Source organism: Ruegeria sp. ABM4_193, from assembly GCF_056158705.1.
In genome coordinates, this window is sequence record NZ_JBSWTT010000003.1 from 648,123 (window position 1) to 674,578 (window position 26,456).

Annotated in this window: 24 protein-coding genes; 11 read left to right on the top strand and 13 right to left on the bottom strand. The window is 56.5% G+C overall.

The window, feature by feature from the left end; translation table 11 throughout:
- Positions 1-140 precede the first annotated feature (140 nt).
- The 6 genes from ACXADZ_RS21290 to ACXADZ_RS21315 all read right to left on the bottom strand — a co-directional run bounded on the left by ACXADZ_RS21290 (position 141) and on the right by ACXADZ_RS21315 (position 6,303).
- On the bottom strand, positions 141-1,268 hold the full coding sequence (locus ACXADZ_RS21290) for an aminotransferase (RefSeq protein WP_475199729.1): 1,128 nt from the start codon (positions 1,266-1,268) through the stop codon (positions 141-143).
- 201 nt (positions 1,269-1,469) lie between these two features.
- The gene (locus ACXADZ_RS21295; protein WP_475199730.1) at positions 1,470-2,258 is read right to left on the bottom strand and encodes an inositol monophosphatase family protein; all 789 of its coding nucleotides are present in this window, start codon (positions 2,256-2,258) and stop codon (positions 1,470-1,472) included.
- A 1-nt stretch (position 2,259) separates the two neighbouring features.
- Positions 2,260-3,063 carry an ABC transporter permease gene (locus tag ACXADZ_RS21300; RefSeq protein WP_171187581.1) on the bottom strand — a complete coding sequence of 268 codons (804 nt, stop codon included), beginning with the start codon at positions 3,061-3,063 and terminating at the stop codon, positions 2,260-2,262.
- A complete protein-coding gene (locus ACXADZ_RS21305) occupies positions 3,060-3,896 on the bottom strand; it encodes an ABC transporter permease (RefSeq protein ID WP_475199732.1) in 837 nt (278 codons plus the stop codon). Before ACXADZ_RS21305 ends, ACXADZ_RS21300 begins: the two co-directional genes overlap by 4 nt.
- 74 nt (positions 3,897-3,970) lie before the next feature.
- On the bottom strand, positions 3,971-5,113 hold the full coding sequence (locus ACXADZ_RS21310; protein WP_475199734.1) for an extracellular solute-binding protein: 1,143 nt from the start codon (positions 5,111-5,113) through the stop codon (positions 3,971-3,973).
- A gap of 17 nt (positions 5,114-5,130) precedes the next feature.
- Positions 5,131-6,303: an ABC transporter ATP-binding protein gene (locus tag ACXADZ_RS21315; protein WP_475199735.1), complete on the bottom strand. Its 1,173-nt coding sequence runs from the start codon at positions 6,301-6,303 to the stop codon at positions 5,131-5,133.
- Positions 6,304-6,446: 143 nt separating this feature from the next.
- Between ACXADZ_RS21315 and ACXADZ_RS21320 the strand changes: the two genes are divergently transcribed.
- The 8 genes from ACXADZ_RS21320 (at position 6,447) to ACXADZ_RS21355 (ending at position 14,796) form a co-directional block, all read left to right on the top strand.
- Positions 6,447-7,460 (top strand): LacI family DNA-binding transcriptional regulator, encoded by a 1,014-nt coding sequence (locus tag ACXADZ_RS21320; RefSeq protein WP_475199737.1) that lies wholly within the window; start codon positions 6,447-6,449, stop codon positions 7,458-7,460.
- A 2-nt stretch (positions 7,461-7,462) separates the two neighbouring features.
- Positions 7,463-7,996: a 2'-5' RNA ligase family protein gene (locus ACXADZ_RS21325; RefSeq protein ID WP_475200145.1), complete on the top strand. Its 534-nt coding sequence runs from the start codon at positions 7,463-7,465 to the stop codon at positions 7,994-7,996.
- A gap of 360 nt (positions 7,997-8,356) precedes the next feature.
- Positions 8,357-9,316: a dihydrodipicolinate synthase family protein gene (locus ACXADZ_RS21330; RefSeq protein ID WP_475199739.1), complete on the top strand. Its 960-nt coding sequence runs from the start codon at positions 8,357-8,359 to the stop codon at positions 9,314-9,316.
- Complete coding sequence (locus ACXADZ_RS21335) at positions 9,307-10,239, top strand: 4-hydroxyproline epimerase (protein ID WP_475199740.1); 933 nt, start codon at positions 9,307-9,309, stop codon at positions 10,237-10,239. The genes ACXADZ_RS21330 and ACXADZ_RS21335 overlap by 10 nt, the downstream gene beginning before the upstream one ends.
- A 65-nt stretch (positions 10,240-10,304) precedes the next feature.
- Positions 10,305-11,642, top strand: a complete 1,338-nt coding sequence (locus tag ACXADZ_RS21340; protein WP_475199741.1) for an NAD(P)/FAD-dependent oxidoreductase — start codon at positions 10,305-10,307, stop codon at positions 11,640-11,642.
- Positions 11,635-12,660 (top strand): trans-3-hydroxy-L-proline dehydratase, encoded by a 1,026-nt coding sequence (locus ACXADZ_RS21345; protein ID WP_475199742.1) that lies wholly within the window; start codon positions 11,635-11,637, stop codon positions 12,658-12,660. Before ACXADZ_RS21340 ends, ACXADZ_RS21345 begins: the two co-directional genes overlap by 8 nt.
- A 128-nt stretch (positions 12,661-12,788) precedes the next feature.
- Positions 12,789-13,472 (top strand): GntR family transcriptional regulator, encoded by a 684-nt coding sequence (locus tag ACXADZ_RS21350; RefSeq protein ID WP_475199743.1) that lies wholly within the window; start codon positions 12,789-12,791, stop codon positions 13,470-13,472.
- A gap of 211 nt (positions 13,473-13,683) precedes the next feature.
- On the top strand, positions 13,684-14,796 hold the full coding sequence (locus tag ACXADZ_RS21355; protein WP_475199744.1) for a mandelate racemase/muconate lactonizing enzyme family protein: 1,113 nt from the start codon (positions 13,684-13,686) through the stop codon (positions 14,794-14,796).
- A gap of 109 nt (positions 14,797-14,905) precedes the next feature.
- On the opposite strand, the gene bhcD is transcribed toward ACXADZ_RS21355, so the two are convergent.
- From bhcD to bhcA, 4 genes are all read right to left on the bottom strand, one after another.
- Positions 14,906-15,886 (bottom strand): iminosuccinate reductase BhcD, encoded by a 981-nt coding sequence (gene bhcD, locus ACXADZ_RS21360; RefSeq protein WP_475200147.1) that lies wholly within the window; start codon positions 15,884-15,886, stop codon positions 14,906-14,908.
- Between the two features lie 89 nt (positions 15,887-15,975).
- A complete protein-coding gene (gene bhcC, locus ACXADZ_RS21365; protein WP_475199745.1) occupies positions 15,976-17,139 on the bottom strand; it encodes a 3-hydroxy-D-aspartate aldolase BhcC in 1,164 nt (387 codons plus the stop codon).
- Positions 17,140-17,149: 10 nt separating this feature from the next.
- Entirely contained in the window at positions 17,150-18,124 is a 975-nt protein-coding gene (bhcB, locus tag ACXADZ_RS21370) for a beta-hydroxyaspartate dehydratase BhcB (RefSeq protein ID WP_475199747.1), read from the bottom strand.
- A gap of 10 nt (positions 18,125-18,134) precedes the next feature.
- Positions 18,135-19,325, bottom strand: a complete 1,191-nt coding sequence (bhcA, locus tag ACXADZ_RS21375) for an L-aspartate--glyoxylate aminotransferase BhcA (RefSeq protein WP_475199748.1) — start codon at positions 19,323-19,325, stop codon at positions 18,135-18,137.
- Positions 19,326-19,535: 210 nt separating this feature from the next.
- On the opposite strand from bhcA, the gene ACXADZ_RS21380 reads away from it, so the two are divergent.
- The gene (locus ACXADZ_RS21380) at positions 19,536-20,351 is read left to right on the top strand and encodes an IclR family transcriptional regulator (RefSeq protein ID WP_171669783.1); all 816 of its coding nucleotides are present in this window, start codon (positions 19,536-19,538) and stop codon (positions 20,349-20,351) included.
- Between the two features lie 27 nt (positions 20,352-20,378).
- On the opposite strand, the gene ACXADZ_RS21385 is transcribed toward ACXADZ_RS21380, so the two are convergent.
- The 3 genes from ACXADZ_RS21385 to ACXADZ_RS21395 form a co-directional block, all read right to left on the bottom strand.
- The gene (locus ACXADZ_RS21385; protein ID WP_475199749.1) at positions 20,379-21,707 is read right to left on the bottom strand and encodes an MATE family efflux transporter; all 1,329 of its coding nucleotides are present in this window, start codon (positions 21,705-21,707) and stop codon (positions 20,379-20,381) included.
- A 550-nt stretch (positions 21,708-22,257) separates the two neighbouring features.
- Positions 22,258-23,265 carry an Ldh family oxidoreductase gene (locus ACXADZ_RS21390; protein ID WP_475199750.1) on the bottom strand — a complete coding sequence of 336 codons (1,008 nt, stop codon included), beginning with the start codon at positions 23,263-23,265 and terminating at the stop codon, positions 22,258-22,260.
- Positions 23,266-23,288: 23 nt separating this feature from the next.
- On the bottom strand, positions 23,289-24,470 hold the full coding sequence (locus tag ACXADZ_RS21395; protein ID WP_475199751.1) for a mandelate racemase/muconate lactonizing enzyme family protein: 1,182 nt from the start codon (positions 24,468-24,470) through the stop codon (positions 23,289-23,291).
- A gap of 285 nt (positions 24,471-24,755) precedes the next feature.
- On the opposite strand from ACXADZ_RS21395, the gene ACXADZ_RS21400 reads away from it, so the two are divergent.
- Positions 24,756-25,004, top strand: coding sequence for a hypothetical protein (locus ACXADZ_RS21400; protein WP_475199753.1), 249 nt, complete (start codon positions 24,756-24,758; stop codon positions 25,002-25,004).
- A gap of 56 nt (positions 25,005-25,060) precedes the next feature.
- Positions 25,061-26,302 (top strand): M24 family metallopeptidase, encoded by a 1,242-nt coding sequence (locus tag ACXADZ_RS21405; RefSeq protein ID WP_475199755.1) that lies wholly within the window; start codon positions 25,061-25,063, stop codon positions 26,300-26,302.
- Positions 26,303-26,456 lie beyond the last annotated feature (154 nt).

Consider the following 26,456-nt stretch of genomic DNA (forward strand, 5'->3'; position numbering starts at 1 on the left):
GTGGTTGCCGGTCGATAGATTACAATCCGGCCGTCACAACTTCGTTGAACAGTCCAAAACCGCAATGCGGTTCGTCTCTTACCGCCAGAGGGACAACATGTCTGAGTGCGCAGGGTATCGAGCGATTTCTAACCCGTGTTTTACGCTACAGTGTGGCGCGCCAAAAAGCCCGACAGCTTTTTTAGCCCGGCCTTAAGATCCGCCGTCGGATTGGTATAGCCAAGGCGCAGCCAGCCCTCCATGTCCATCGCGCTGCCTGGTGTCAGCATCACGCCTTCTTCTTTCAAAAGCATTACGCAAAGATCACGTGACGACATAGGCAAATCATACTTTAGCAATGCCGTGGTGCCTGATTTTGGCGGCACCCAGCTTAGGAGTGGTTCATTAGCGATCCAATCTTCGACGATCTTCAGGTTCTCTCGCGTGATCCGTTGTGCGCGCGCCAAAATTTTATCGCGGTTTTCAAGCGCAATGGCCGCGAGCATTTCGTCAACCTGACCGACCGAAATGGTGTTGTAGTCACGGTGGATCATCACATCATGAAGCATGTCGTTGGGCCCCGCGATCCAGCCAACTCGCAACCCGGCCAACGAATATGCTTTGGACATACCCGCCGTGCTGATCCCTTTTTCGTAAAGATCGGCCACGGCCGCCGTAAAGCCATCACCGGTCTGGTCGGTGCCGCGATAGACTTCATCGCACAAAAGCCATGCATCAACGCTGCGCGCGATTTCGACGATTTGTTCCAGCAAGGCACGGTCCATCAAAGCGCCGGTCGGGTTGTTCGGATTGTTGATCGCAATCAACCGCGTGTTGGGTCGAACCATCGCGCGCAACTTGTCGAGATCGGGCAGAAACGCGTTTTCTGGGTTCAGATGCAACAGCTCTACTTCCGCTCCGATGCTTTCGGGGATCGAGTAATGCTGCTGATAGGTCGGGATCACCGAAATCACGTGATCCCCGCCCGCAACCAGCGTTTGATGCACCAAAGAGTTGGCACCGATGGTTCCATGGGTCGTCAGGATATTTTCACGAGTCTGGTTTTCGTACAGCCCACTGATGGCATCGCGCAAACGGTCCGAACCTTCGATTGCGCCATAGGTCATCTTCATGGCGGACAGATCGTTCAGAATGCTGTTGTGTTGGCCCGCCATCTCAAAGAGCTCACCCAGTGTAATAAACTCGACGCAGGTTTCAGCCAGATTGAGTTCGCACTTGGTTTCGAACTCGTTCATCCACATTTCGACACCGAAAGGCCTGATATCCATGGGTCTCTCCTATCGTCTCAGTAAAGCCGAAGCCGCGACATTGATGGCGCGTGCCACCATGGTATCTTCCAGACTCGGGTCAATGGAAAGTAGGAACACAAGATTTTTGCTCGGCTTTGCCTCTGAGACACCAAGCCGACAGAATTGACCTTTCAGATGAACAAGCCGTCGGCTCAAGAATTCAGAACAGAGCTTTCGGGATTAAGTTAGACAATGCCCGCTGACTTTTTCGCGAAACAATAGGTGCATGCCCTTACCGCTCGCCAAAATTTGGCTGCCTTGCGTTAAAAACTCGTCCAGGGGTTCACAGTCGATCTGCCCTCCGGCCTCCTGGATCATCGGAATGGCGGCAAAAGCATCCCAGGGGTTCAAATGGGCCTCATAGTAACCTTCAGCCTGACCGGTGGCCACGGCCAGCAAGCTGATCGCGGCAGAGCCGTTGCGGCGGTATTCTATACCTGCACCCAGCAGAGCCTCGATCAACTGAGTATGTTCTGTAAATGGTCGGCGGGTCGACCAGCCTAACATCAATTGAGAACGGGTTGGTTCAGCGCAAGTGGAAACACTCAGGCGTTTTTCGTTCAGCCACGCACCACCCCCGACAGACGCCCAGGCCAAGATGTTCAGGTCTGGCGCGCAAATGACACCAAGCGGTATGTTTTGGCCGTCATAAAACGCTATGCAAACGCCCCAGTCGCGATGCCCGCGCATGAAGTTGGCGGTCCCGTCAATCGGGTCCACAACCCAAAACGCATTGCCCGACCCGGATACGCCGTCCTCTTCACCCAACATGGCGTCGTCTGGCCAGCTTTCCGCGATGCGTTGACGTATCAGGTCTTCGACCGCGCGATCCGCGAAGGTGACAAAATCCTGTGGGCCTTTCTCGGCGATGAATTCAGCACCGCGCTCGTCGCGAAGACGCACAGCCAGCGCAGCGGCGTCTTGGGCCAAAGACTTGGCGAAGGCCAGCCGGTTCTCGACATCGGTCATGTCAGCTTCCCACCTTGGCCAAAACTTCCGATTTCAGAAACCGTTCGATGAACAACATGAATCCAACCGATGGGACCAACAGAATGAGCGCAGTGATTGAGGCGATTTGATAGTTCCCCTCCATTGATGCGGTGAACAACAGCAAGGGCATCGTCGTAATGTCCGGCACGCCAACAAAGTACGTTCCGGTGAACTCGTCCAGCGAGATCAGGAATACGAAGATTGCACTGGCCATCAGTCCGGGAAGGGCAAGCGGTAAGGTGACAGTGCGGAACACCGTGAAGGGTGACGCCCCCATATTTGCGGCGGCTTCCTCAAGCTCTCGATCCACGGCGGCAAACGCGGCGGTGGCGATCCAAACTGAAAACACCAGCCCTTGGATCGTATGTACCAGAACCACGCCGACATAAGTGCCATTCAGGCCCAGCCCATAGAATATGCGCGCGATGTTCATGTGTACGGCGATGGATGGAAAGGCTTGTGGCAACAGGAACAACAGCAGGAAGAATGTCCGCCATGGCAGGCTGCCGCGCCCCAACGCCAGCCCCGCCGGGATAGCAACCACCAGAGACGCCAGCACAGTAAACAGAGCGATCAGAACCGAGCTATAGAGCGATTCCATTGCGTTGCCCTGAGGACGGAACACACGCTCCCAGAAGGAAAAGCCATAACTTTGCGGGAGTTTCGCCGGAAAATACCACGTCTCGGCGACGGACCAGATCAGCATGTTGGTGATCGGTCCAAAGATAGCAAAGGCCAGCAGGGCCAACAGCACTGCCGTGAGGGTTGTGCGAAGAATGGTCATGCGGGCTTCCCTCCTTCACGGACGCCTTGACGCAGGTAGACCCAGGCAATCACGGCCGTCATTGCATATGAAATAAAGCCCAGCGCGTTTGCCACGCCATAGTCGGAATAGGCGTTGATGCGCCATGCCATGTCCACCGTGATCATCGTGGGCGTCTGTGCGTTGATCATTAGCGGCACGGACAAAACGGACATCATCACGACGTAAGACAGGATCAGTCCAACCATGAGTGTTGTGCCCACTTGCGGTACCACAATTTCAAACAGAATTCTAAGTCGGGATGCGCCCAGATTGCGCGCGGCTTCGATCGTCGAACGATCCAAAGACGCCATCGCGCCTGCAACCAGCAAGGCCACGAAGGGTGTTTGTTTCCACACAAAAGTAATCACGATGCCGCGCCAGTCCAGATAGCTGGCGGCTTGCAAGGGTTCCATCAAACCGGTTGAGACAATGATATTATTCATCATGCCGTTCTTGGCGAGGAAGGTTCGCATCAGCTGTGCGGCAACAACAAACGGAATGAACAATGGCCAGCGATAGAGCCAGCGCAACACAGCAAGGGCCACGCGGTTTTCGCCCAAGGTCAGATAGCCACCGATGGCAACAGAAAGCAGGCCGATAATCACGGTTGAGATACTGACGATGATCAGGGTGAACAGGATATCGTTGGAATACAAGGCAAAGGCCTTTGTGAAGTTTTGCAGACCCCAACCGCCAAGCTCCTCATCCCGGAACGCCCACAACAGGGAGTAGCCCAGAGGGTATAGAAACAGGCAGGCAAGCAATACGATTGCCGGAGCAATCAGGATTAATGAGGCTTTTCGGGTGATCATCGGGGGTCAGTCCAAGAATTTTGAGTGCGGGCCCCATGGGGGAAGGCCCGCACATTGGTTTCCATGAGAGGGATTTAGTTGGAAACCTTTTGCTCGTAGGCTTCGCGGATATCGTCAAAGAACGGACCCAGCGGGAAGGGTTTGCCTTTGGCAGCCAGATCTTCCGGCGTGACATCGGTGAACAGCTTGTTCCAGGTTTCCTGATCCAACGCGCTTTCGACATGCTGAGCGTCGATGCCAGGATACCAGTTGAAGCGCTTGACGATGCCTTCGGCCTGAACTTCGGGGCTGGTGGCCAGGGCGATGAACTTGCGCGCCGCTTCAGCGTTCTCTGCCTTGGCCGGGATCGCGTAGTAATAGGGCTGACCCGGCATGCCCGGCTCGGGCAGCAACAGTTTGAGGTTCGGATTCAGGCGGCCGTCGGCTTGCCATGTGTAGAACATGTCAACCCAAACCGGTCCCATCACGATCTCACCCCGGTTCATCATATCCAGAGTGCCCGCGTTGCCGGGGGTAAAGGTGACGTTTTCGTTGAAAGCTTTCAGGTCGTTCAGGGCCTGGTCCCAGCTGTTTTTCAACTCCGGATCGTAGGGGCCGTTCATCAACTGATCGGTGTTGCCAGCATAAGCATACATCCACGCTGCGGTGAATGCGACGCCCGACATTCCGTTCTTGATGCCGTTATAGCCGAACGCGCCTTTGTTTTCTGCTGTCCAGGTTTTCAGTTCGTCAAAGCTTGCAGGTGGGTTTTGGACCAGATCGGGGTTGTAGGCAATCGCGGTCTGGCTGTGGAACATGGGCATAACGTAGCCCTCGACATCGGTGCCCAGAGCGGTCTTGGACGTGTCGCGCGTGGCAAGCTGACCGGTATCGATGTCACCTACGTATTTCTGCAAGAGACCTTCTGTCACCATCTCACCAGATTTCAGCTGGGTCATGACAACGACATCTGTATCCCAAGCTTCGTTTCCGGCCTGTGCCTTGATTTTTTCAAGAATTGCCTGGCTGCCTGCGTTGCCTGGGCCTGTGCCGACAACGTTCACTTCCCAGCCCGGGTTCTGTTCCTCGAACAGCGGGCCGAGATAATCGGTTACGTAATCAACCATGTTCTGACTGCCGCCAGAGGCCACGTTGAGCACGTTTTCGGCCTGCGCCGTGCCTGTGACAGCGACGACTATGGCCGCTGAGGCAAAAAGGTTTGCAATTTTGGAAGTCATGGTGTTTCTCCAGGGTCTCAGAGGTGTTGTGCGGCCGGGGTCGCCGCCTCATGTCCGGTCACGGCTGTCTGGGACTTTGCAGGAAACAGACTTAAGGCCGTGGCCGGTACGCTTACATCGACAACTGCGCCGATGGGCATTTTGTGGGGATTGTCCGCCATGATCCGGGCTTCGCCGACCTGGATTTCGTGGCGATAAACCGATCCCAGATAGGAATGCTGAAGGACCGTTCCGGGCAGTGACAAACAATCATCAGACGCGCCACCCAATCGGGCAGCATCGCTGTGAAACAGAATTTCTACTGGGCCGCTTTGGCTTTCGGGGAAATGGACGCCAGAACGATCCTGACCGGGCACCGGAAGGCGATGGGTTTCGCCATCCGATGTCAGATCAATGGATGAAGGGCCAACCTCGGCGACACCATGCAATGTATTTCCCGCACCCATGAACCGGGCGACATATGGATTGGCGGGCGTGTGAAAGACGTCTTCCGGGGTGCCGACCTGCGCGATCCGTCCTTGGTTCAGGATCACAACGCGGTCTGCCATCGACATAGCTTCTTCGCGGTCGTGGGTGACCAGAACTGTTGTAAGACCAAGTCGCTGTTGCAGGCTCCGGATTTCGTGCCGCATATTCGCGCGGATGCCTGCATCAAGGTTGGACAACGGTTCATCCAGCAGCAAAACCGGTGGGTCTATGGCCAAAGCACGGGCAAGCGCCACACGTTGCCGCTGACCACCCGACAAAGCGCCGATCTTGCGATGGATCAGATCACCCAACCCGACAAGCGCGGCCATTTCCTGTACGCGCGATGCAACTTGAGCTTTGCTTTTCTTGCGAAGCCTCAGCCCGTATCCGATGTTCTGCGCCACATTCATGTGCGGCCACAGTGCATAGGATTGGAACATCATCGCCATGCCGCGGTTCTCGGGGGTGGTGTGGCTCATATCCTGCCCATCGACAGAAATCGACCCGCCGCGCACTGGAACAAAACCAGCAAGGGCCCGCAGCAACGTTGTCTTGCCACAGCCCGACGCCCCGAGCAGGGCAATGAACTCACCGGCCTTTACGTCAAGGTCGATATTGGAAAGCACATCCTGCTCGGCGTATCCCACCCGAAGGTTGCGCAGCTTGATCTCGGCCCCAAGCGTGGAAGAAGAAGATTCGTAGTCGACCGGAGCAAGGTTCATTTTGCATCTTTCATAATTCTGCTACAAACGTAGTGAACACGTGTTCATGTAACGGTAAGAAATGACACCTTTATGACGCAACCCTAAATTTCAGATATTCGGAAAAGAAGTTCCGGTCCTTCGAGATGAGCCCCGACTGACACATGAATACTGGTAAAGAAATCAAACCTCGCCGTGTAACGGCAAAACAGGTCGCCGAGGCCGCAGGCGTTTCGCGGTCAGCAGTATCGCGTGCATTCACGCCGGGATCGCCTTTGGATGAGGACAAAAAGAAGAAAATTCTTCAGGTTTCTGAACAGCTTGGCTACCGTCCCAATGCGCTTGCGGCGGGGTTGCAAAGCAGGGGTCGATCTAACCTTGTCGCCATTGTTACAGGTGATCTTGTCAATCACTACGACAGCGAAATTCTGGCAAAGCTGATGCGGGGGTTACATGCAATGGGCAAGTGGCCCGTTGTACTGGGAGGCTCCGCCGAAACATCCGAAGCCGAAGTTCTCGAAGTGCTGGCGTATCCGCTGGATGCCCTGATTCTGCGAGGGGGTAGTGTGGACGAATCAGTTGCGATCCATTGCGCCAAGTTGAACATTCCCCTGATCGTGTCTGGTCGTGTGATGGACGCCGACAGAGTGGATTGTGTCTGTTGCGACAACGCACGCGGGGCGGAACTGGCGGTGGCGCGGCTGATCGCCCAGGGTAAAACCCGGTTGGGCTATCTAGGCGGCTTGGCGCATTTGTCGTCCGATCAGGAACGGAAGGCAGGCTTTGAGAATGCTCTTGCCAAGGCAGGTCTGAAACCAGCGGCCGTAAAACACTCTGACTTCAGCTACGAGGGCGGATACGCGTCACTCATTGAAATCTTAAGCAGTGAGGTCGAACTGGACGGGCTGTTCTGTGCGAATGACGCTATGGCGTTGGGTGCGATTGCTGCGGCCCGGCAACAGTTTGGCATGTCTATCCCTTCTGACGTGTCCGTTGTCGGATTTGATGATATCGCGATTGCCCAATGGCCCAGTTTTCAGTTGTCGACCATCAGAAACGATATGGATCAGACTGTTTCGCAGATATTGCGGCTGCTCACCGAACGTTTGGATCAACCTGAAAAGCCCAGCGAAACCATTCTCATCGAACCGGAATTTATCTCTCGAGGAACGCATTGATTATGAAGGCTAATGTTGCAAGTTTTTCAATCTGGATGCTGCCAGAAGAGCCTCTGCTGACTGACTTGAGTAAAAGGATCAAGCAATTTGCTGATGCAAACGGCACACCATCGTTTATCCCACATGTAACTCTGGTGGGTGACATCGCGGGGGAAGAGGCAGAACTGAAGGCGACTCTGGGCAAATTCTCAGCGGGTCTTTCCGGTTGCAACCTGACCGTGACCGGGATTGGTGCTGAAAACGTGTTTTATAAGTCGCTTTATCTGGATCTTGCACCTACGCCGGAATTGGTACGCGAGCAGGAAAAGTTGGCCAGTGCCTTGCCGGCATCCCAGTGTCCAAGGGACTTTCTGCCTCATGTAAGTGTGGCTTACGGTCCGATTGCCCCGGAAATCAAATCTGCAGAAGCCCATGTTTATGAAGACATGATTGGAAAGCAGATCAGTTTCCGGCGCTTACATTTGGTAAGGTCGAGTCAAAACGTGCCTGTCGAAGACTGGAACATTCTCCAGTCTTTTGATCTTGCATCCATTTAGGGCTCTCAGATCCGGTCTCTTGGGACTCAACCGTTACCGAGAAAACACCTTGCTGCACATAGTGCACTGGTCATTGCCAACCAGGTCTATGAGGACGTATCAATCAATTATGGATTTTGGATCCAAAATCCCATATTGAAACGATAGTAGGTGATTCATAGTAGCCAACGTTCGTGAGAAATCGTGAATATGGCGGCTTTGACCACCTGTTTCGCTGCTGGCGGTCAGGTTCGCAAGTGTCACGTATCGCGGTTCGTTTGAGCCACTGAAACGTCCGGAGAACGACTGGGCGACCTGTAAAGTTTCGGCCGACGCGCCCAAAGCACTTTGGCCCCTGACGCATTGAGGAAGGATACCTTCATGTCCAAGAATGTCTTTACCGGCATCATGCCCGCCCTAATGACCCCCTGCAAAGACGATCGGACACCCGATTTCGATGCCCTGGTCAAAAAGGGCAAGGAAATGATCGCGGCCGGTATGTCTGCCGTTGTGTATTGTGGTTCGATGGGTGACTGGCCGCTGCTGTCGGATACTGAGCGGATGGAAGGTGTCGAGCGTTTGGTTTCAGCAGGTTTGCCTGTTGTCGTCGGTACAGGTGCAATCAACTCGAAATCAGCGGTCGCGCTGGCGGCACATGCGCAAAAAGTGGGCGCAGCAGGGCTTATGGTCATCCCTCGCGTTTTGTCTCGCGGGTCCTCGGTCGCGGCACAGCGCAACCATTTCAAAGCAATCCTGTCCGCAGCACCCGACGTTCCGGCCATCATTTACAACAGTCCTGTCTATGGCTTTGCGACCCGGGCCGAGTTGTTCTTTGCCTTGCGGGCCGAGCACCCAAATCTGGTGGGGTTCAAGGAATTCGGCGGCAAGGACGATCTGCGCTACGCGGCAGAGCATATCACCTCACAAGACGATCAGGTTACGCTGATGGTGGGCGTAGACACCGAAGTTTATCATGGTTTTGTCAATTGCGGAGCAACTGGCGCGATCACCGGGATTGGAACGGCGCTGCCGAAAGAGGCTTTGCTGCTTGCGGGCCTGTGCCAAAAAGCGGCGGCTGGTCATGCCGAAGCCCGTCTGCGCGCGCGTGAGCTGGAAGAAGCCTTTGGTGTGTTGGCAAGCTTTGACGAAGGCACCGATCTGGTGCTGTATTACAAGCATCTGTTGGTTCTGAACGGTGAAACGGAATACCGACTGCATTTTGTTGAGACCGACGAATTGACGGATGCGCAACGCAAGTATTGCGAACAGCAATATGCCCTGTTCTGCGCGTGGTTTGCCGACTGGTCGAAGCAGGGCGGAGTGATAGCTGAATGCATGTGATCGACAGCCATACGGGCGGGATGCCCACGCGGGTGATCCTGGATGGGGCACCCGATCTGGGATCTGGCTCATTGGCCGAAAGGGCCCGTCGTCTGGCCACAGAGCATGAGGCATTTTACAAGTCTGTTTTGCTGGAACCACGCGGGCAGCCTGGCATGGTGGCCGCGCTACTTGTACCGACAGAAGACCCGAATTGCGAAACTGGCGTGATCTATTTCGATGCCGATGCGGTTCTGGGAATGTGCGGGCATGGCACGATTGGTCTGGCGGTGACGTTGGCGCATCTGGGCCGGATCGCGCCGGGTACGCATAAGATTGAAACGCCAGCCGGTCAGATCACGGTCGATCTGCTGGACGCGAATACCGTACGTGTCACCAATATCGAAAGCCGCCGGGTCAAGAGGTCGGTTGCGATTGAGGTCGCAGGCTATGGTCAGGTGATAGGTGACTTGGCGTATGGCGGAAACTGGTTTTTTATTGTCGACCCCAGCCCAATTGCTGTGGAACCAGTGAACATTCGCGCTTTGACTGACTTATCCATTGCCATCCGCGAAGCTTGTATCTCTCAGAAGGTATGTGGTGAAAACGGACAACCGGTGGACCATGTGATCCTGCAGGGCCCGTCGCCCACCAAGGACATTCACAGCCGCAATTTCGTGCTGTGCCCAGATGATCAATATGACAGGTCCCCTTGCGGCACGGGCAGTTCGGCGCGACTGGCGTGTTTGGCTGCGGATGGAGTGCTGGCCCCTGGTGAAGAGATCACTCAGGAAAGTGTGATCGGCAGCTCGTATCGCCTGAGTTTTCACGCCGGGCCGAACGGGGGCGTGATCCCAACGCTGACCGGCCGGGCGTATATCATGGGGGAAGGCAAATTGGTTTTCGCGCAAAACGACCCTTTTCGCGACGGGATCTTCCTTTGACTTAGATTTCAGGGTGCGGCGTGATCGGCCTCTGAGCTTGAACTACAGATTGAGATTTTCCAGCGATGCAGCAAAGCAACCCAACAGAAATCGTTGTGATAGGCGCTGGTGTCGTTGGTATCAGCGCGGCGTTAGAGTTGCAAAAGCGCGGCAAGCAGGTTCTGGTTCTTGACCGTGAAGGTATTGGGGCAGGGGCTTCGAAAGGCAATGCCGGTGCGTTTGCCTTTACCGACATTGTGCCGCTTGCTACGCCCGGGATCATGCGCAAAGCGCCGGGGTGGCTGCTTGATCCGTTGGGCCCGTTGTCGATTCCTCTCGCATATGCGTTGAACATTGCGCCTTGGATGCTGCGGTTCTGGCGAGCCAGTTGGCGTGATCGCTATGTGGCATCGCTGTCAGCGCAGGCCGTTTTGATGAACCACTGCCGCGCCGCGCTGGAACGTCAAATCAAAGAGGTGGATGGCGAGACGCTGATACGGCGCGAGGGCCAGTTACAGCTGTTCGAAAGCGAAGCTGAGTTTCGTGCCAGCCTGCCCACTTGGGACTTGCGCAGGGAGCATGGCATTCCATTTGATCTGTTGGATAGCCCAGAACAGATTGCCGAGGTTCAGCCCGGTTTGAACCGCCGATTTACCCATGCGGGCTTTACACCAACTTGGATGAACACGGTTGATCCGGCCCTCTGGACCAGCCATCTGGCCGCGCAATTCACGGCGCGCGGAGGTCGTGTTGAACGCGCGGGTGTTGAGGCGTTGACCCGGTCCGATGCGGGCGTGACTCTTTCAACGACAGATGGTGACGTTCCGGCCGGTCAGGTGATTGTGGCTGCCGGGGCATGGTCGCACCAATTGGCTGCAACCTTGGATGACCACATTCCGCTTGAGACCGAGCGCGGGTACAACACCACCCTGCCAGCAGGCGCTTTTGATCTGCGCACGCACCTGACCTTTGGCGGGCACGGGTTCGTGGTGACGCGGATCAACGATGGTGTCCGCGTTGGAGGCGCGGTTGAACTGGGTGGGTTGAAGCTGGCCCCAAATTACAAGCGTGCCGATACACTGTTGGCCAAGGCTGGGCAGTTCCTGCCTGCCTTGAACCTTGAAGGTGGGACGCAATGGATGGGTTTCCGCCCATCGTTGCCAGACAGCCTGCCGGTCATTGACCGCTCTGCCCGAGCGCCTCAGGTTCTATATGCCTTTGGCCACGGCCATCTGGGCCTTACCCAATCCGCAGGCACCGCTGAGCTTATCGCTGATCTGGCCACGGGCGCGAAACCCATGCTTGACTTGACGCCTTACGCATCCACACGGTTTTTAAGCTCAAGGATGCGCGATGAAAACCACTTCGGCATTCGCGGTAACCAGCGCTTGTCGCGCAACATAATTGAGGAGCCAAATGCGTAGCAGCAAGACGATACACGTGATTTCGGCGCATGCTGAAGGCGAGGTGGGCGATGTCATAGTTGGAGGTGTTACCCCACCACCCGGCGAAACGGTTTGGGCGCAGCGCAATTTCATCGCGCAAGACCAGACCTTGCGAAACTTTGTCCTGAACGAACCCCGCGGCGGTGTGTTCCGCCATGTCAATCTGCTGGTGCCCCCGAAACACCCCGAGGCCGACGCAGCCTGGATTATAATGGAGCCGGAAGACACACCACCAATGTCAGGGTCAAATTCGATCTGTGTCTCGACCGTGCTGCTGGATGGCGGGATCATTCCGATGCAGGAACCCGAAACCCATATGGTGCTAGAGGCCCCGGGCGGGCTGGTTCGGGTTAGGGCTGAGTGCAGCAATGGCAAGGCGCGGCGTATTTTTGTACAGAACCTGCCCAGTTTCGCCGATAAGCTGTCGGTCCCGCTTGAGGTGCTGGGGTTGGGCACGATCAACGTGGATACGGCCTATGGCGGCGACAGTTTTGTTGTGGTCGATGCCAACGCACTGGGCTTCGAAATTGCCGAACATGAAGCCCGCGACATCGCCGGTTTGGGCGTAAAGATCACAAACGCAGCCAATGAGCAGCTTGGGTTCTCGCATCCTGAAAATCCCGAGTGGGATCATATCTCGTTCTGTGCCTTCTGTGGTCCGTTGACTGAGACCGAAACAGGGCTGACCGGTAAGTCCGCTGTCGCAATCCAACCGGGTAAGGTCGACCGCTCGCCCACCGGAACAGCAGTATCCGCACGCATGGCGTTGATGGTCGCAAAAGGATTGATGACGACTGGTCAGACGTTTGAAGCCACCTCAATCATCGGGTCGAGCTTTACGGGCCGGATCGTTGACGTGGCGCAGGTGGGCAGTCGCGCGGCGATCATACCCGAGATCAGTGGCCGAGGATGGATCACAGGTATTCACCAGCATATGCTTGACCCTGACGATCCTTGGCCCGGCGGCTATCGTCTGTCGGATACCTGGGGTGTTTGACCGCGTGTATCCATACCCCGCGCACGGCCTGGTGGAAGCATTCTGCCGGTGCGAAATCATTGGTTCGGCATTGAGAAATTGCGAAAACTCGGTACCCCTAACTAAAATGCTGCAGGGCTAGATTTGAAATGGCAGGAAAACGAGCAATCACCAAGCAGAGCTTGCCGGAGGTCATCGCAAATGATCTGCGGGAACGTATTCTGAGCGGTGAACTGGCCGAGGGTGAAACCATTCGGCAAGAGTCTCTGGCTGAAGAATATGATGTTTCTCGAATGCCGGTCCGTGAAGCGCTCAAACGCCTGAACGCCGAGGGTCTTGTGCAATGGGCCAACAATCGAGGCGGCTCTGTCACCAAACATTCCCTCAGAGAAATTGGCGAAATTTTCGATTTGCGCATCCTGATCGAAGTGGATCTGTTTCACCACGCTATCCCAAATATGACATCCGCTGACTTTGCACGGTGCGAAGGGATTCTGACCGAGATGGAGAGATCCTATGACGAAAACGATGTGGGGAAGTGGGGTGTTTTGAACTACGAATATCATTCAGCGCTTTACGCCGCCTCGAAGCGGAAACTCACCAACGAATTGCTGGATCGCATCAGTCTGCAATCGGATCGGTATGTGCGTATGCATCTGAGTGTGATGAAGCAGCGCGAACCGGCAAAGAAAGACCATCGCGACCTGTTGCGGCTGGCGCAAGAGCGTAAAGTTGAAGAGGCTTGCGACGTCTTGGCCAACCATATCCGGCGCACCAAAGAACAGCTACTGGGCATGATCGCCGCGAAGCGCGACGCTGAAGGGGCGACTTGACAAATTGTCGGGTCGGGATCCTTCTTTTCGTATTTGGGCGGTGGCATATGTTCAGAACAACTTGGTTTGGCCTGATAACCGTTTGACGCGGCACATACCGTCCGAAGAATTGAAAAAGAAAGTTGAAGGTTTTGACAGAGGCAAATGAGAACGCAATGCTAAACCTGCAAGCTGTTCCGACTGACGTGCTTCGGCGGTCTAAGGCGGTCACATGATCCAACCTGCTCCCATTGTTTCGGCCCGAGCCTGGCAGCAATACCAACCCTTTGCCGCAGGAAAGTATGTGTGCCGTGGGCAGACCGAACATGGCTTCCACGCTGTGATCGCCGCGCTTGAAGCGGCTGACGGCACCATCGGCTGGGGAGAGGCGGCGCCCCTTGGGGCGTTTTATGCCGAGGCTTTTCCCGAAGAGATGGCGGAAGGCACAGCGCGGTTGTTACCAGAGGTGATTGGTCGACCGTCTGACGCACCAGCTCAATTGGCCGAGGCGTTGAACGCGGCCATGCTGGGCCAGTCCGGGGTGAAATCCGCAATTGACATGGCCGCGTGGGATTTGGCGGCGCGCCGGGCAGGGATGCCGCTTTGTTCCTTTTTAGGCGGGGGTGCCACTCGATCCGTTACGCTCTATCGCTCGATCAGTCAGGCTGCCCCAGATGAGATGGCGCAGAGCGCGCTGTCCTATCTAAAGCAAGGCTACCGGCGTCTACAAGTCAAAGTTGGACAGGACCCGTTGGAAGATATCGAGCGTTTGCGCGCAGTCCGAAGCGCTGTTCCTTCTGATGTTGCGCTCTATGCGGATGCCAATGGTGGATGGCTGGTTGAAGATGCGCTTCGCTTTTTACGGGGGGTGGGCGATCTGGATTTTTGGCTTGAACAACCTTGTATGTCTTTGGCTGAAAACCGGCGTGTTGCGCAATCTTGTCCTCATCCGTTCATTTTGGATGAAAGCATCACGGGTCTCGAGCCTATGCTAGTCGCTCATGCCGATGGGATGGTTTCGGGGGTAACGCTTAAAATGGCCCGGATCGGTGGGGTTGGCCCAACCCGGCTGCTCAGTGATGTGGCCGTGCAGCTGGGGTTGAAGGTGACCATTGAAGATACTGGCGGAAGCACCATCAACACGGCCGCCACAGCTCAGATGATGGCAAGACTCCCAGTGCGGCTTGCAGCTCACACGGTGGATTTCATGAATTGGGTGACGGTACAGAATGCGACCGGCATGCCGCCCTGCACTGACGGATTGCTGCACGTGCCGAAAGGAGCAGGTCTGGGGGTTGAGGTCGACCCTGATACCTTGGGCGAGCCGTTTTCTTTCAGTGCCTGACGTTGTTTGTGTGCGAAAGCGTCCGGGATGGACGCTGTCGCCTTATCCGAAGATTGGCCTAGAGCAAACTGCTCTGGGTGAGCATCCGTTCACTCTTTTTCGTGGATGATCACAGTGCGACGTATTCAGCCAGCCTTGCTTGATCTGCGAGATTTGCGGCGACTGATGCGACGGCGAGGTCTTGTAGTCCGACGCCTGTTCCGTCGAAGAGGGTGATTTCTTCGGCGCTGGTGCGGCCCTTGTGGTCGCTGTTGATGACGGCGCCGATGGGGGTGATTTGGTCCTCGGTGAGGGTGCCGCCCGCGATGGCGTGTTGGGCCTCGCCTATGGAGATGGACTGGGCGACCTCGTCGGTGAAGACGGTGGCGGCTGCGACCAGCGCGGCGTCGACCTCTTGCTTGCCTTTGGTGTCGGTGCCCATGCAGGCCAGGTGGGTGCCGGGTTTGATCCAGTCTTTCATCAGCAATGGCTCGAAGGCTGAGGTGATGGTGATGATGACATCCGCCTGTGCGCCCAGATCTTCTTGGCTGACGGCCTCGAACTCCAGACCCAGCTCGGTTGCGACCGCGCCCAGGCGGGGCAGCATCTCGGGGTGTGGGTTCCAGGCGACGACTTTTTCAAAATCGCGCTGTTCGGCAGCGGCGCGTAGCTGGAAGGCGGATTGGTGGCCTGCGCCGACCATGCCCAGCACCTTGGCATCCTTGCGCGCCAGATGGGCAATCGACACGGCCGAGGATGCAGCGGTGCGCACGGCGGTCAGGTAATTGCCGCCCACCAGTGCCGAGAGCCGCCCGGTATCGGGGTCGAACAGGAACACGGTGGACTGGTGATTGGTCAGGCACTTATCGATGTTGCCAGGCCAGTAGCCGCCGGATTTGACGCCCAGCACCTGACCGGCGCGGTCAAAGCCGGATTTGAAGCCATATAGCGCATCAGCATAGCCAATGGCCTCACGAATGACGGGGAAGTTATAGGCGTCGCCACGCGCCATGGCGGCAAAGACGTCCTGAACCGCATCGAAGGCCTCGCGGCGTCCGACCAGTTGCTGGCAGAGGTCTTCTCCAACGATCAGCAGGGGTTTGTCTGTCATATCTTTCATGACCTTTTCCTTGAGCTTTGGGGTGCAGGTCCGGGCGGCAGGGGAAGGGATAACTGCCGCCCGGGACGCATGTGCGGCGGCTAGTAAGCCTTGCCGCGCGCGGAGACCGGCCAAAGCGCTTCAACTTTGCCGTTCCGAACACCCACATACCAATCATGCACATTGGCGGTTGGGTCACAGTGACCGGGCACCAGATGCAGCTTGTCATTGACCTTGAGAACACCGTCGGGGTCGGCGACCACGCCGTGCTCGTCCGAGCATTTGACATATTCCACATCCGTGCGCCCGAAGATCACCGGCAGGCCGCTGTCCACGGATTGGGCCTTGAGACCGGCATCCACGATGGCCTTGTCTGCCTTGGCATGGCTCATGACGCTGGTGAGGATGAAGAAGGCGTTCTCCCACTCTCCCCGGTCGATGCGGTTGCCGTTTTCATCAAGGATGCGGCCATAATCGGCGTCCATGAAGGCGTAAGAGCCGCATTGCAGTTCATTGTACACGCCCGAGGTGCTCTCGAAGTAATACGACCCGGTGCCGCCGCCGCCGACGATGTCACAGTCCAGCCCTTCGGCCTTGAGCCCGTCCACGGCGTCTTTGACTTGCGCCACGGCGATGTCGATCTTGGCTTTGCGATCCTCATACAGATCCATGTGCTGCATCGCACCCTGATAGGCTTGGATACCGGCAAACTTCAGCCCCGGGGCCGCGTCGATGGCCTTGGCGATGGCGATGACCTCGGGCGTGGTGGTCACGCCGCAGCGACCCGCGCCGCAGTCGATCTCGACCAGACATTCGATCTGGGTGCCGTGGCGCTCAGCCGCTTCGGACAGATCGCTGACATTGTCGATGTCATCCACACAGCAGATCGTGCGCGCACCCAGCTTGGGCATCCGCGCCAGCCGATCAATCTTGGCCGGGTCACGCACCTGGTTGGAGACCAGAACATCCTTGATACCGCCACGGGCAAACACCTCGGCCTCCGAGACCTTTTGGCAGCAGATGCCACAGGCGCCGCCCAGTTCGACCTGCAGCTGCGCCACGTCGACGGATTTGTGCATCTTGCCATGCACCCGGTGGCGCATGCCGTGGGCCTTGGCGTAATCGCCCATCTTCTGGATGTTGCGTTCCAGCGCGTCCAGATCCAGCACCAGCGCCGGGGTCTGAATCTCGGATGCGTCCATGCCGATGGCGGCGGGAATGTCGTAGCCGACTTCGAGTTGCTCGATGTTTGCGGGCTTGTTCATGATGTCCTCCTCAGCCCCGGGTCCAGGGCAGTTTGTCCAGATCCACATTGCCGCCGGTGATGATCACGCCGACGCGTTTGCCTTTGAAGGCTTCGGGGTGCTTCAGGATGGTGGCCAGCGGCACGGCGCAGCTGGGCTCCATCACGATGCGCAGGTATTTCCAGGTGGTCTTCATCGCCGCGATGATCTCGTCTTCGCTGGCGGTGTGGATGTCGCGCACGAAGTTCGACACAAAGTGCCAGGTGTTTTCCTTCAGCGGCACTTTCAGCCCGTCGGCAATGGTGACCGGGGCGTCATCAGCGATGATGTGACCGGCCTTGAAGCTGCGATAGGCATCGTCGGCCTGTTCCGGTTCCGAGGCATAGATCTGCACCTCAGGCGCCAGGTTCGACAGGGTCAGGCAGGTGCCCGAGATCATGCCACCGCCGCCGATGGGCGCAACCACCGCGTCCAGCCCGTCGGTCTGTTCCAGCAGCTCTGCCGAACAGGTCGCCTGCCCCGCGATCACGCGCGGGTCGTTATAGGGGTGCACGAACTCACCGCCGGTGCGCGCCTGCACCTCGGCAAATACCGCCTCGCGCGAAGTGGTCGAGGGCTCGCATTCGGTGATGATCCCGCCATAGCGGCGCACCGCGTCCTTCTTGGCCTGCGGTGCCGTGCGCGGCATCACCACGTTGCAGGGAATGCCCCGGCGGCCCGCCGCATAAGACAGGCTGAGCGCATGGTTGCCGGAAGAATGCGTGCAGACGCCGCGCTCGGCGGCCTCGTCATTCAGGCCAAAGACCGCATTGCAGGCCCCGCGCACTTTGAAAGCGCCCGCCTCCTGGAAGTTCTCGCATTTGAAGAACAGCTGCGCGCCGGTCAGATCGTCCAGATACTCCGACCGCAACACCGGGGTGCGGTTGATATGGGGTTTGATCCGCTCATGCGCCTCGCGCATATCGGCGATGGTCAGGCAATCGGCTGTGGTCATTGCATCCAACATCGGGGCCTCCTTACGCTGCAGATTGCATGGGTGTGGCACGGCCCGCGCGGAAGTATTCCTGCGCTGCGGCCACACCGCTGCCCAGCTCGATCGGATAGTCCAGATCGGCCATGGCCATTTCGATCGTGGCCAGACCGGACAGAACCATCACGTCCGTCAGGCTGCCCAGATGGCCGATGCGGAAGGCCTTGCCGTTCATCTCGCCCAACCCGATGCCAAAGCTGACGCCATAGGCGTTGAAGGCGTGATCCGTCAGGGCATTGCTGTCGAAGCCGTCGGGTACATAGATCGCGCTGACGGTGTCCGAGTAGAGATCCGGCGACTGCGCCACCAGCTCCAACCCCCAGGCCGAGGTGGCCTTGCGCACGCCTTCGGCAAGACGGAAGTGGCGGGCATAGACATTGTCCAAGCCTTCCTCGAACAGCATCTTCAGGCTCTCACCCATGCCATAGATCAGCTGCAGCGGCGGGGTATAGGGAAAGCCGCCCGATGCGTTGGCGTTCATCATGTCGCGGAAGTCAAAGAAGGTGCGCGGCAGTTGTGCCGTCTCCATTGCCGCCAGCGCCTTGGGGCTGACACACAGGATCGCCATGCCGGTCGCCAGCATGAAGCCCTTCTGCGAGCCCGAGACCGCGATATCAACGCCCCAGTCATCGAACTCGAACGGCATCGAGGCCAGCGAGCTGACGCAATCCACAAACAGCATCGCCGGGTGAGCACTAGCATCCATCGCCTTACGCACCGCCGCAATATCCGAACGTACGCCGGTGGCCGTCTCATTATGGGTGACCAGAACCGCCTTGATCTCATGGGCCTTGTCGGCTGCCAGGGCCTCGGCAAACTTGTCTGCCGGCGCACCGCTGCCCCACGCGCATTCGATGATCCGAACATCCAGCCCGTGACGCTGACACAGGTCGATCCAGCGATGGCTGAACATGCCATAGCGCGCCACCAGAACCGTATCACCGGGGCTGAGTGTGTTGGTGATCGACGCTTCCCATCCGCCCGTCCCGCTGGCCGGGAAGGTGATGATCTGACCCGCGCTGGAGCCAAACACCCGCTTGGTGTCTTCAAGCACGGGCGCAAATGTCTCTACAAAATCCGGCGCGCGGTGGTCCTGCGTCTGAACCTGCATCGTCAAACGCAAGCGATCCGGGATGTTGGTCGGGCCGGGAATGAAAACTGGGTTCTGTGTGGACATATGAAAATCCTCCGGTTTGGTAAAATTATCTTACCAAGACGCGCGCTTTGCAATTTTCTCGAAAAAGTTTTTCACTATACGGAAAAATACCATAACGTACTGAAAGAAATGAAAGAGACAGTTTTTCAATATTGGCGAAGGAAAATGCCGATTTTGAAGAACACGCTCCGACGCCTAAAATCAAGGTCCTAACCACACAGGAAAAAACCGGTGCAGAATCACAAAAAACCGCGAGGACGGCCCAAATCAATCTTCAAGGAAAGCTCGGCCGGGACATTGCAATCCCTCGACCGCGCGTTGGAAACACTGACAACGCTCGCAGCCCTGGAACGCTCTACGCTCAGCGACCTCAGTCGGGAAACCGGCGTTCCAACGGCGACAACGCATCGCATACTGACGACGCTGTCCAACCGCGGCTATGTCAGTTTCGACGAGCAACGCCAGGAATGGATGGTCGGTATCGAGGCCTATCGAACAGGCGCCTCCTACCTCAATCGCAACAGTGTGGTTGAAATCGGCCGGCCCATCCTGCGCAGGCTCATGCGCGATACTGGTGAGACCGCGAACATGGCCATGCCTGACGGCAGCCACGTCGTATTCGTCAGTCAGGTCGAAACCGGAAATCCAATTCGCGCTTTCTTTCCTCCGGGCGCGCGGACGCCCATGTACGCGTCCGGGACCGGAAAGGCATTGCTGGCCGAAATGAGCACGAATGCGGTTCAAGCTCTGCTGTCAGATGTCGCTTACGAAGCCTTTACTGACCGCACACATCGATCAACTATATCGTTGTTAGAGGATCTGACGCTGGTCAGGCAACGCGGCTGGTCCTTTGATGATGAAGAGCGCTATGCAGGCATGTCATGCACAGGTGCCGCTATTTTAAACCAGTTCGGCATTCCTTGTGCTGGTATTTCCGTCTCGGGCCCAACAGCAAGGATCAACAAAGCCAACGTCGCCTATTTCGGCGAAATGGTCCTGGATGCAGCACGGGAAATAACTATCGCAATCGGAGGGTCGCCCCGCTGAAGGCTGCTCAAGTTGGATTTACGGCTGTTATTGTTTGGTCAGCGACCAAAATCGAATGGGTAATGCAACCGCCGCGACGACCAAACCGATCGTATACCCTATCCAAACACCCATGGCACCATAATCAAAAACGAAGCCGAGGGCATAGCTTGCTGGCAGGGCAAGTGGCCAATACGCGGTCAGTGTGATGACAGTAGGCAAGTTCATGTCAGACATGCCCCTTAACGCACCAAGCGCAGTACCCTGAACGCCATCCGCAACCTGCAACAGTGCGACGATAATGAACAGAGTGACTGCAAGATCGACCACCGCAGGATCGTCGGACATGGATTCCGCCATCATTCGACCAGCGGTTATGAACACGATTGCTGCAATCGCCTGCCAGAGGGTCACCATGACAAACGAAGCTTTCAGGATTGGTCGCAGCCGTGAGGTGTCGCAAGCCCCCACTGCAAGGCCCACGCGGATGGAGGCCGCGCCAGCCATTCCAAGCGGGATCATGTAAGCCAATCCTGCCAGTGCGTTGACAATCTGATGTGCCGCAAGGGCTTCGGCACCAAGCCACCCCATCATCAGACCAACCACGGCGTATGCGCCGCCTTCGCCTGCATAACCAAGACAAAGCGGCAGGGCGTCTTTGGCCTGCGCCCAAACATCGGCCCAGACAACCTGAACCCGTTGACGAAACGCAGCCAATCCCGGGGCCCGTTTCAGAACAATAAGAGCAGCAATCAGAGACACGCATTGTGAAAGAATACTGGCCAGACCTGCGCCCAGAATCCCGAGGTTCAGAATATGGATCAGGGTGTAGTTGGCGGGCACGTTGATAAGCACGCCGAGATAGGACAGGCCCACTGCGGTCCAGGGCCGTCCCACCGCATCGAAAAGTGCCTTGAGGCCAAAGAACAAGGTGAATGGGATGATCCAGACCGCCATTGACATCCAATAGGGCAAAAGGATCGCAAGAACTTCCGTTGGTTGACCCAAAAGACCTAAAAGAGGGTAAAAAGCCACCATGAGAAGGGCCGCAAGCCCGCCGCCCAGCAAGCAAAGCAAAAGCCCGCTACGCAAAGCGAGGGCGACCTTTTTAGGGTCCCGGGCACCCTCTGCCTGACTGATCTGAACTGAAAGCGCTGTAACAACGCCCCAAAGGGCAGAGATCAGAATGATCAAAACCGCAGTGGTCACTCCAGCTGCCGCCAAAGGCACAGTTCCGAGGGGTGAGATCATCGCAGTATCGACCACACCGATCAAAAGCGCGGCAGCAAGTCCCACCATCAAAGGAACCGCTAGCTTGATCAGCGGCAACAACTCAGCGCGCGTTTGCGCCTGGGACACAAGGATATGGTCTGTCATGATTCAAACACCGGATTCGGTCCGGCCTCAAAGTCGCAAGATCGAGCGTTTTTTGCTCTGGATGATTTGGGGCGTTCAGCCCAGCGACGGATGAATCATGAACTTGGTCCTTTTCTGGACGATGCGTTGCACGTGGTTCTATGGGATAAGTTGAACCGCGTCCAGAGGGTTGAAGTCTGGTATCCAGACGCGCTGATTACAACTGTGTCACTGACCGGAAAAGGCTTTGAAAATGCAGCACTGTGTTCATCAGACGGGAGGAAAACTTCTACCTTTAAGCCGTCGAGCATGACGTCTTTAAACGTGCGGAATTGTGCAATTGCACCAAGCATTAAAACTAGGTGCTCTCGCACGCGTTGCGTTAGAACTCGGAAGCGTCCTTTGTTTCTGAATCGCATGTGCAGAAGGACGAATTGCCAATGATTAGAACCTGTAGAAGAAGGGTATTTTCCTTTCTACAGACCACGCGTTGCGGTCCTGATGCGTCTGTCCCGATTGCCCTGTTGAAACTAGTGCCGTGTTCAAACGCGTAAGTTCTAAGCTTCGCGCCTCACAGTTCCAACTTTGACAATTCCATCAATGCCGTTACCTCGGTTTCAGACAACTGAACACCGTCGGTCACAGCGTGTTTGCGGTTCTTGTGTCGCCGATCGCCTGGGATCCGGACGCCTTCATCCTGAACCATGGCGGCAAGCATCCCCTCCAACGATCTTGTAAAACCCACTGCGCCAAGCCCGTCAGGCCGGATCGCAATAATGGTTTGGCCCAAACGAGGCGGCCCGCCAATATCGTCGCCCAGAGAAGAAGCCTCGAACGACCAATGCGCACCACTCAGACCAGCAGACAGGACTTCGACCATAAGCGCCAAAGCTCCACCTTTGTGCCCGCCCGCCGGCGCAATGGAACCAGCCATAGCCGCAGTCGGGTCGGTTGTCGGTTGGCCTTCCGTGTCCAATGCCCAGTGCGCAGGAATAGGTTCCCCAGTGGCCGCCGCATTGGCCAGATTGACAAAGGCTGTCGCCGAAGATGAGCTGTCGATAACCAAAGGGTCGCCTTCTCGTGGGGCTCCGAAGGCCCAGGGATTGGTGCCAAAGAATGGTGTCTTGCCACCCCACGGCGCCATGGTCGAAGACGCATTTGCTGCCATCAGGCTGATCAGCCCTCGCCGCGCCAGCCTATCTGTGAAGTACCCAAGTACGCCGCACGCGTAAGCGTTGGATATTCCAAGCACCGCTATACCTTGAGTCTGGGTCGTCTCCACCAGAAGGTTTTCGGCAGCCTCAAAGGCAGGATGCGCGAAGCCATCCGCAGCGTCTACCGCGACGGTGCCGGGCAGCAATTGTGTGACGACGGGGACGGCCTCGCCCCGGATCTTTCCGACACGCAAATGGTTGCAGTAGTAGGGCAAAAAGCCCAGCCCAATGCTGCGTGTCCCTTCCGCTTCGGCCGCGCGGATCGACCGGGCAACGGGGGCCGACTGTTCTGCACTGGCGCCAGAGTTGCACAAGGCGGCGAAAGCAATGTTTTCAACCTGTTCCAGAGAAATCGTCTTTGTCATCTTTGGTCTCTGCGTTTGTTCATTCAGATCAGCGGCAGCCGCCGCATCGTGCCTGGGGAATCCGGGTCGAAAAATTTGTTTGGCAATCCATTTTCGCACAGCAAGTTTGCGCAATAAGCCAATCGGTCCCGATCCAATGTGACACCCAGACCTGGTCCTTCAGGAAGCATCAGGTGGTTGTTCCGCGGGCTGAATGGCCCCTCGACGATCACGTCATTGGGCTGCTGGCGCAGGAGGGATTGGTTGGGCTCGCGGATATGCGGGTGGGCAGCGCATGCGTGCAAGTAGGCCGCAGTGCCCAACCCGCTGTCACCTGAGTAGCACCAAAAGTCTATCCCTGCGCCTTCGCAGGCAGAAACGAAACGCATCATTGCGGAAAAGCCGCCCATACCGGCAACGTCCGAGACCAAAGCATCGGGAACGCCGTATGCGACAGCTTTTCCTAGGTCCAGATTGTGACCGGAAAACGGGATCGAGCAATGCTGCCGCAATTTGCGCATTTGACGCCATTCGGGTGTCGGGTCCTCCCAGTTCCGCAACCCGATCTCGGAGAACGCAGGCGCAAGGTAAAGTGCCGACGGCAGGCTAAAGGCCTGGTTGCTATCGATCCGTAGCATAGTGTCGGGACCAAGGGCATCCCTCAGAGCTTGCATCAGATCAATGTTGGCCCGCAGGTCATGGTTCGACACTTTGCCTTCGAACCATGTTGTGCCGAATTGCTCGCGCAAAGAAAGACAATAGTCCACAACTTCTGCGATGTTCGTCTCTCCTTTAACGTCGCCATTCGGCAAGCGATAGGAAAAGTAGTCAGTAAAAGGAATCTCCCGGCGTTGAATGCCGCCCAAAAGGTTGGCTACGGGTTGGCCCCACAGCTTGCCCCGCAGGTCCCATAGGGCGATTTCCACACCGCCCCAAGCGCCGCGTTTGGCAAAGTCGGTTACCGAATGATTGAAGGGTTGGGATGGCAGGACCAGACGTTCCAGCGCAACAATATCCAGTGGATCACGCCCCACCAAAAGCTCGGCCCAGTCCTTGATGATAGGGGCCGCGATATGTGATGGTGCTTCGCCAATGCCGATCAAACCATCGGTCGTTTCAACTTCGACAACACACTTGGTGAAGGCGTCAAGAGTTCCATAAGACCAGATGTATGGCGCCTCAAGCGGCACCAGAATCGGTGTGGCACGCAACGATTTTATCTTCATGGTTCAAGACATGACTTTATTTCGGATTCCTGTCGCACCGATATGAGCGCGGCGGGAAAGTGAAGGTCAACTGTTTAACCAAACCTTAACAAGTTGCATTTCACGCAATGGGCGAAGCTTGCGGTCCCAAACCGCGTCTGTGGAATGTCTCGTGAGTTCTTTCCACGCTTCGGTGTCCGATGCCATAGTGCCGGCTAGCTTGATGCTTGGACGGAATCTTCCAAGCATTCGACGCCGTCCTCAACTTCACGCATATGCGGGTTTGTCTGCGCGGCGGCCCAATCGTTGTTGGTTGAAAGACAACAAAACCTGTCGAACGCGTTGGCCGAATTTCTGCTTGTTTACATCAGTCAAAAGCAGGGCGGCCGCGGGATTTATTTGCTACAACTAAGGAACGGCTGTCTCCTCGAACAAGAAGTGCTGGGTTTTGTCCTCAAGTGGAATGACCGAGAAGGACAAACCTCTTTAGAAAATCGAGCGTTGGTTGAAGGCGAACGCGACATAAATTTTGGCGCAGAATTGATAGTTTTTTGAAAAACCTAGCTCAATTCTGCCTGCGCGACGTGCTTTTAGTGATGAGACCCTCACCAATGCAAAATATTGTGCCACAATGCCCGGACACGATGGTTCTGGATGACAGCTGGAGCGATCTGCGTCAGGTCCGCGAGCTGCCAGACATCGATTTGGAGCGGCTTCTTGAGTACCGAACAGGTCGGATCCGGGAACAGATGAAGCTGCAGGACGTCGCGGCGCTGGTCATCGTGAACCCGCTTAGTATGCAATACGCCGCGAATTACGATTCCTATCAGCTGTATCAGTCGCGAGTACCCACAACCTATCTTTTCATGGCGCAGGACGGACCGACCATTGTGTTCGGAGGTTATGGTAACAGTCCACTGATAGACCGAGAGGAACCGGCGGACTTTATCGCGTTTTTTGATGCGGGCCCCAACCTGGCGGATAATGCACGCAGGCTGGCAGATCGTTTGCATGGATATCTCGAAGAAATCGGCTCTGACAGTCGGCGCGTTGCGATCGAATACGTGAACCCGTCTGTCACTCAAGCCTGTTTGCAACGCGGTCTCGAGGTGGTTGACGGTGTGTCTCTGACTGAAAGCGCCCGATTGATAAAATCTCCTGACGAGATTGAATGTATCAAGTGGTCAGTGGCGGTGGCAGAGCTGGGAATGGCGAAGATGAAGGAGGCTTTGCGTCCTGGCGTGACCGAAACCCAGCTTTGGGGCATTTTGAATTACACAAATCTGGCAAACCAGGGCGGATGGCATGACGGGCGGATGCTGTGTTCTGGCCCGCGCACCAACCCTTGGCTGCAAGAGGCGACCCAGCGGGTGATTGAATCCGGGGATCTGGTTGGATTTGACACCGATATGGTTGGTCCGATGGGCTACTTCTGTGACGTCTCGCGCACGTTCCATTGCGGACCTGCCAAGCCCACCGCCCGGCAGAAGGAAATCTATCAGATTGCCTATGACGAGGTTCAGCACAATATGGCGCTCTTGCGTCCCGGGATAACCTTTCACGAATTGCAAAAGCAGTCGTTTGAAATCCCGGAACCCTTTCAGAAACAAGCCTACCCCTGTATCTACCACGGGGTGGGTATGTGTGACGAATACCCGAAGATCATTCCCTATCACTCGGGACTGAACCCGTATGACGGCGTGGTCGAGGCTGGCATGGTGCTGACTGTTGAAAGCTACGTAGGGGCCGTGGGCGAGCGTGATGGGGTCAAGCTGGAAGAACAGGTACTCATAACCGACAATGGTTTTGAGCTGCTTTCCAGTTATCCTTTCGAGGAAGAGTTGCTCGATTAAACCATATCTGTATTGGTGTAGAAGGCGTCGCGAAGGGAGACGTGAGAGGTGGAAAAACGTCTTCGACCAACTGCATTGAAATTGGCGCGTAGATGTGTTGGCTTCCGGTAAAATCAAGCGGCGTGCACCGCCTAAGCACAAAACGCAGAACCGA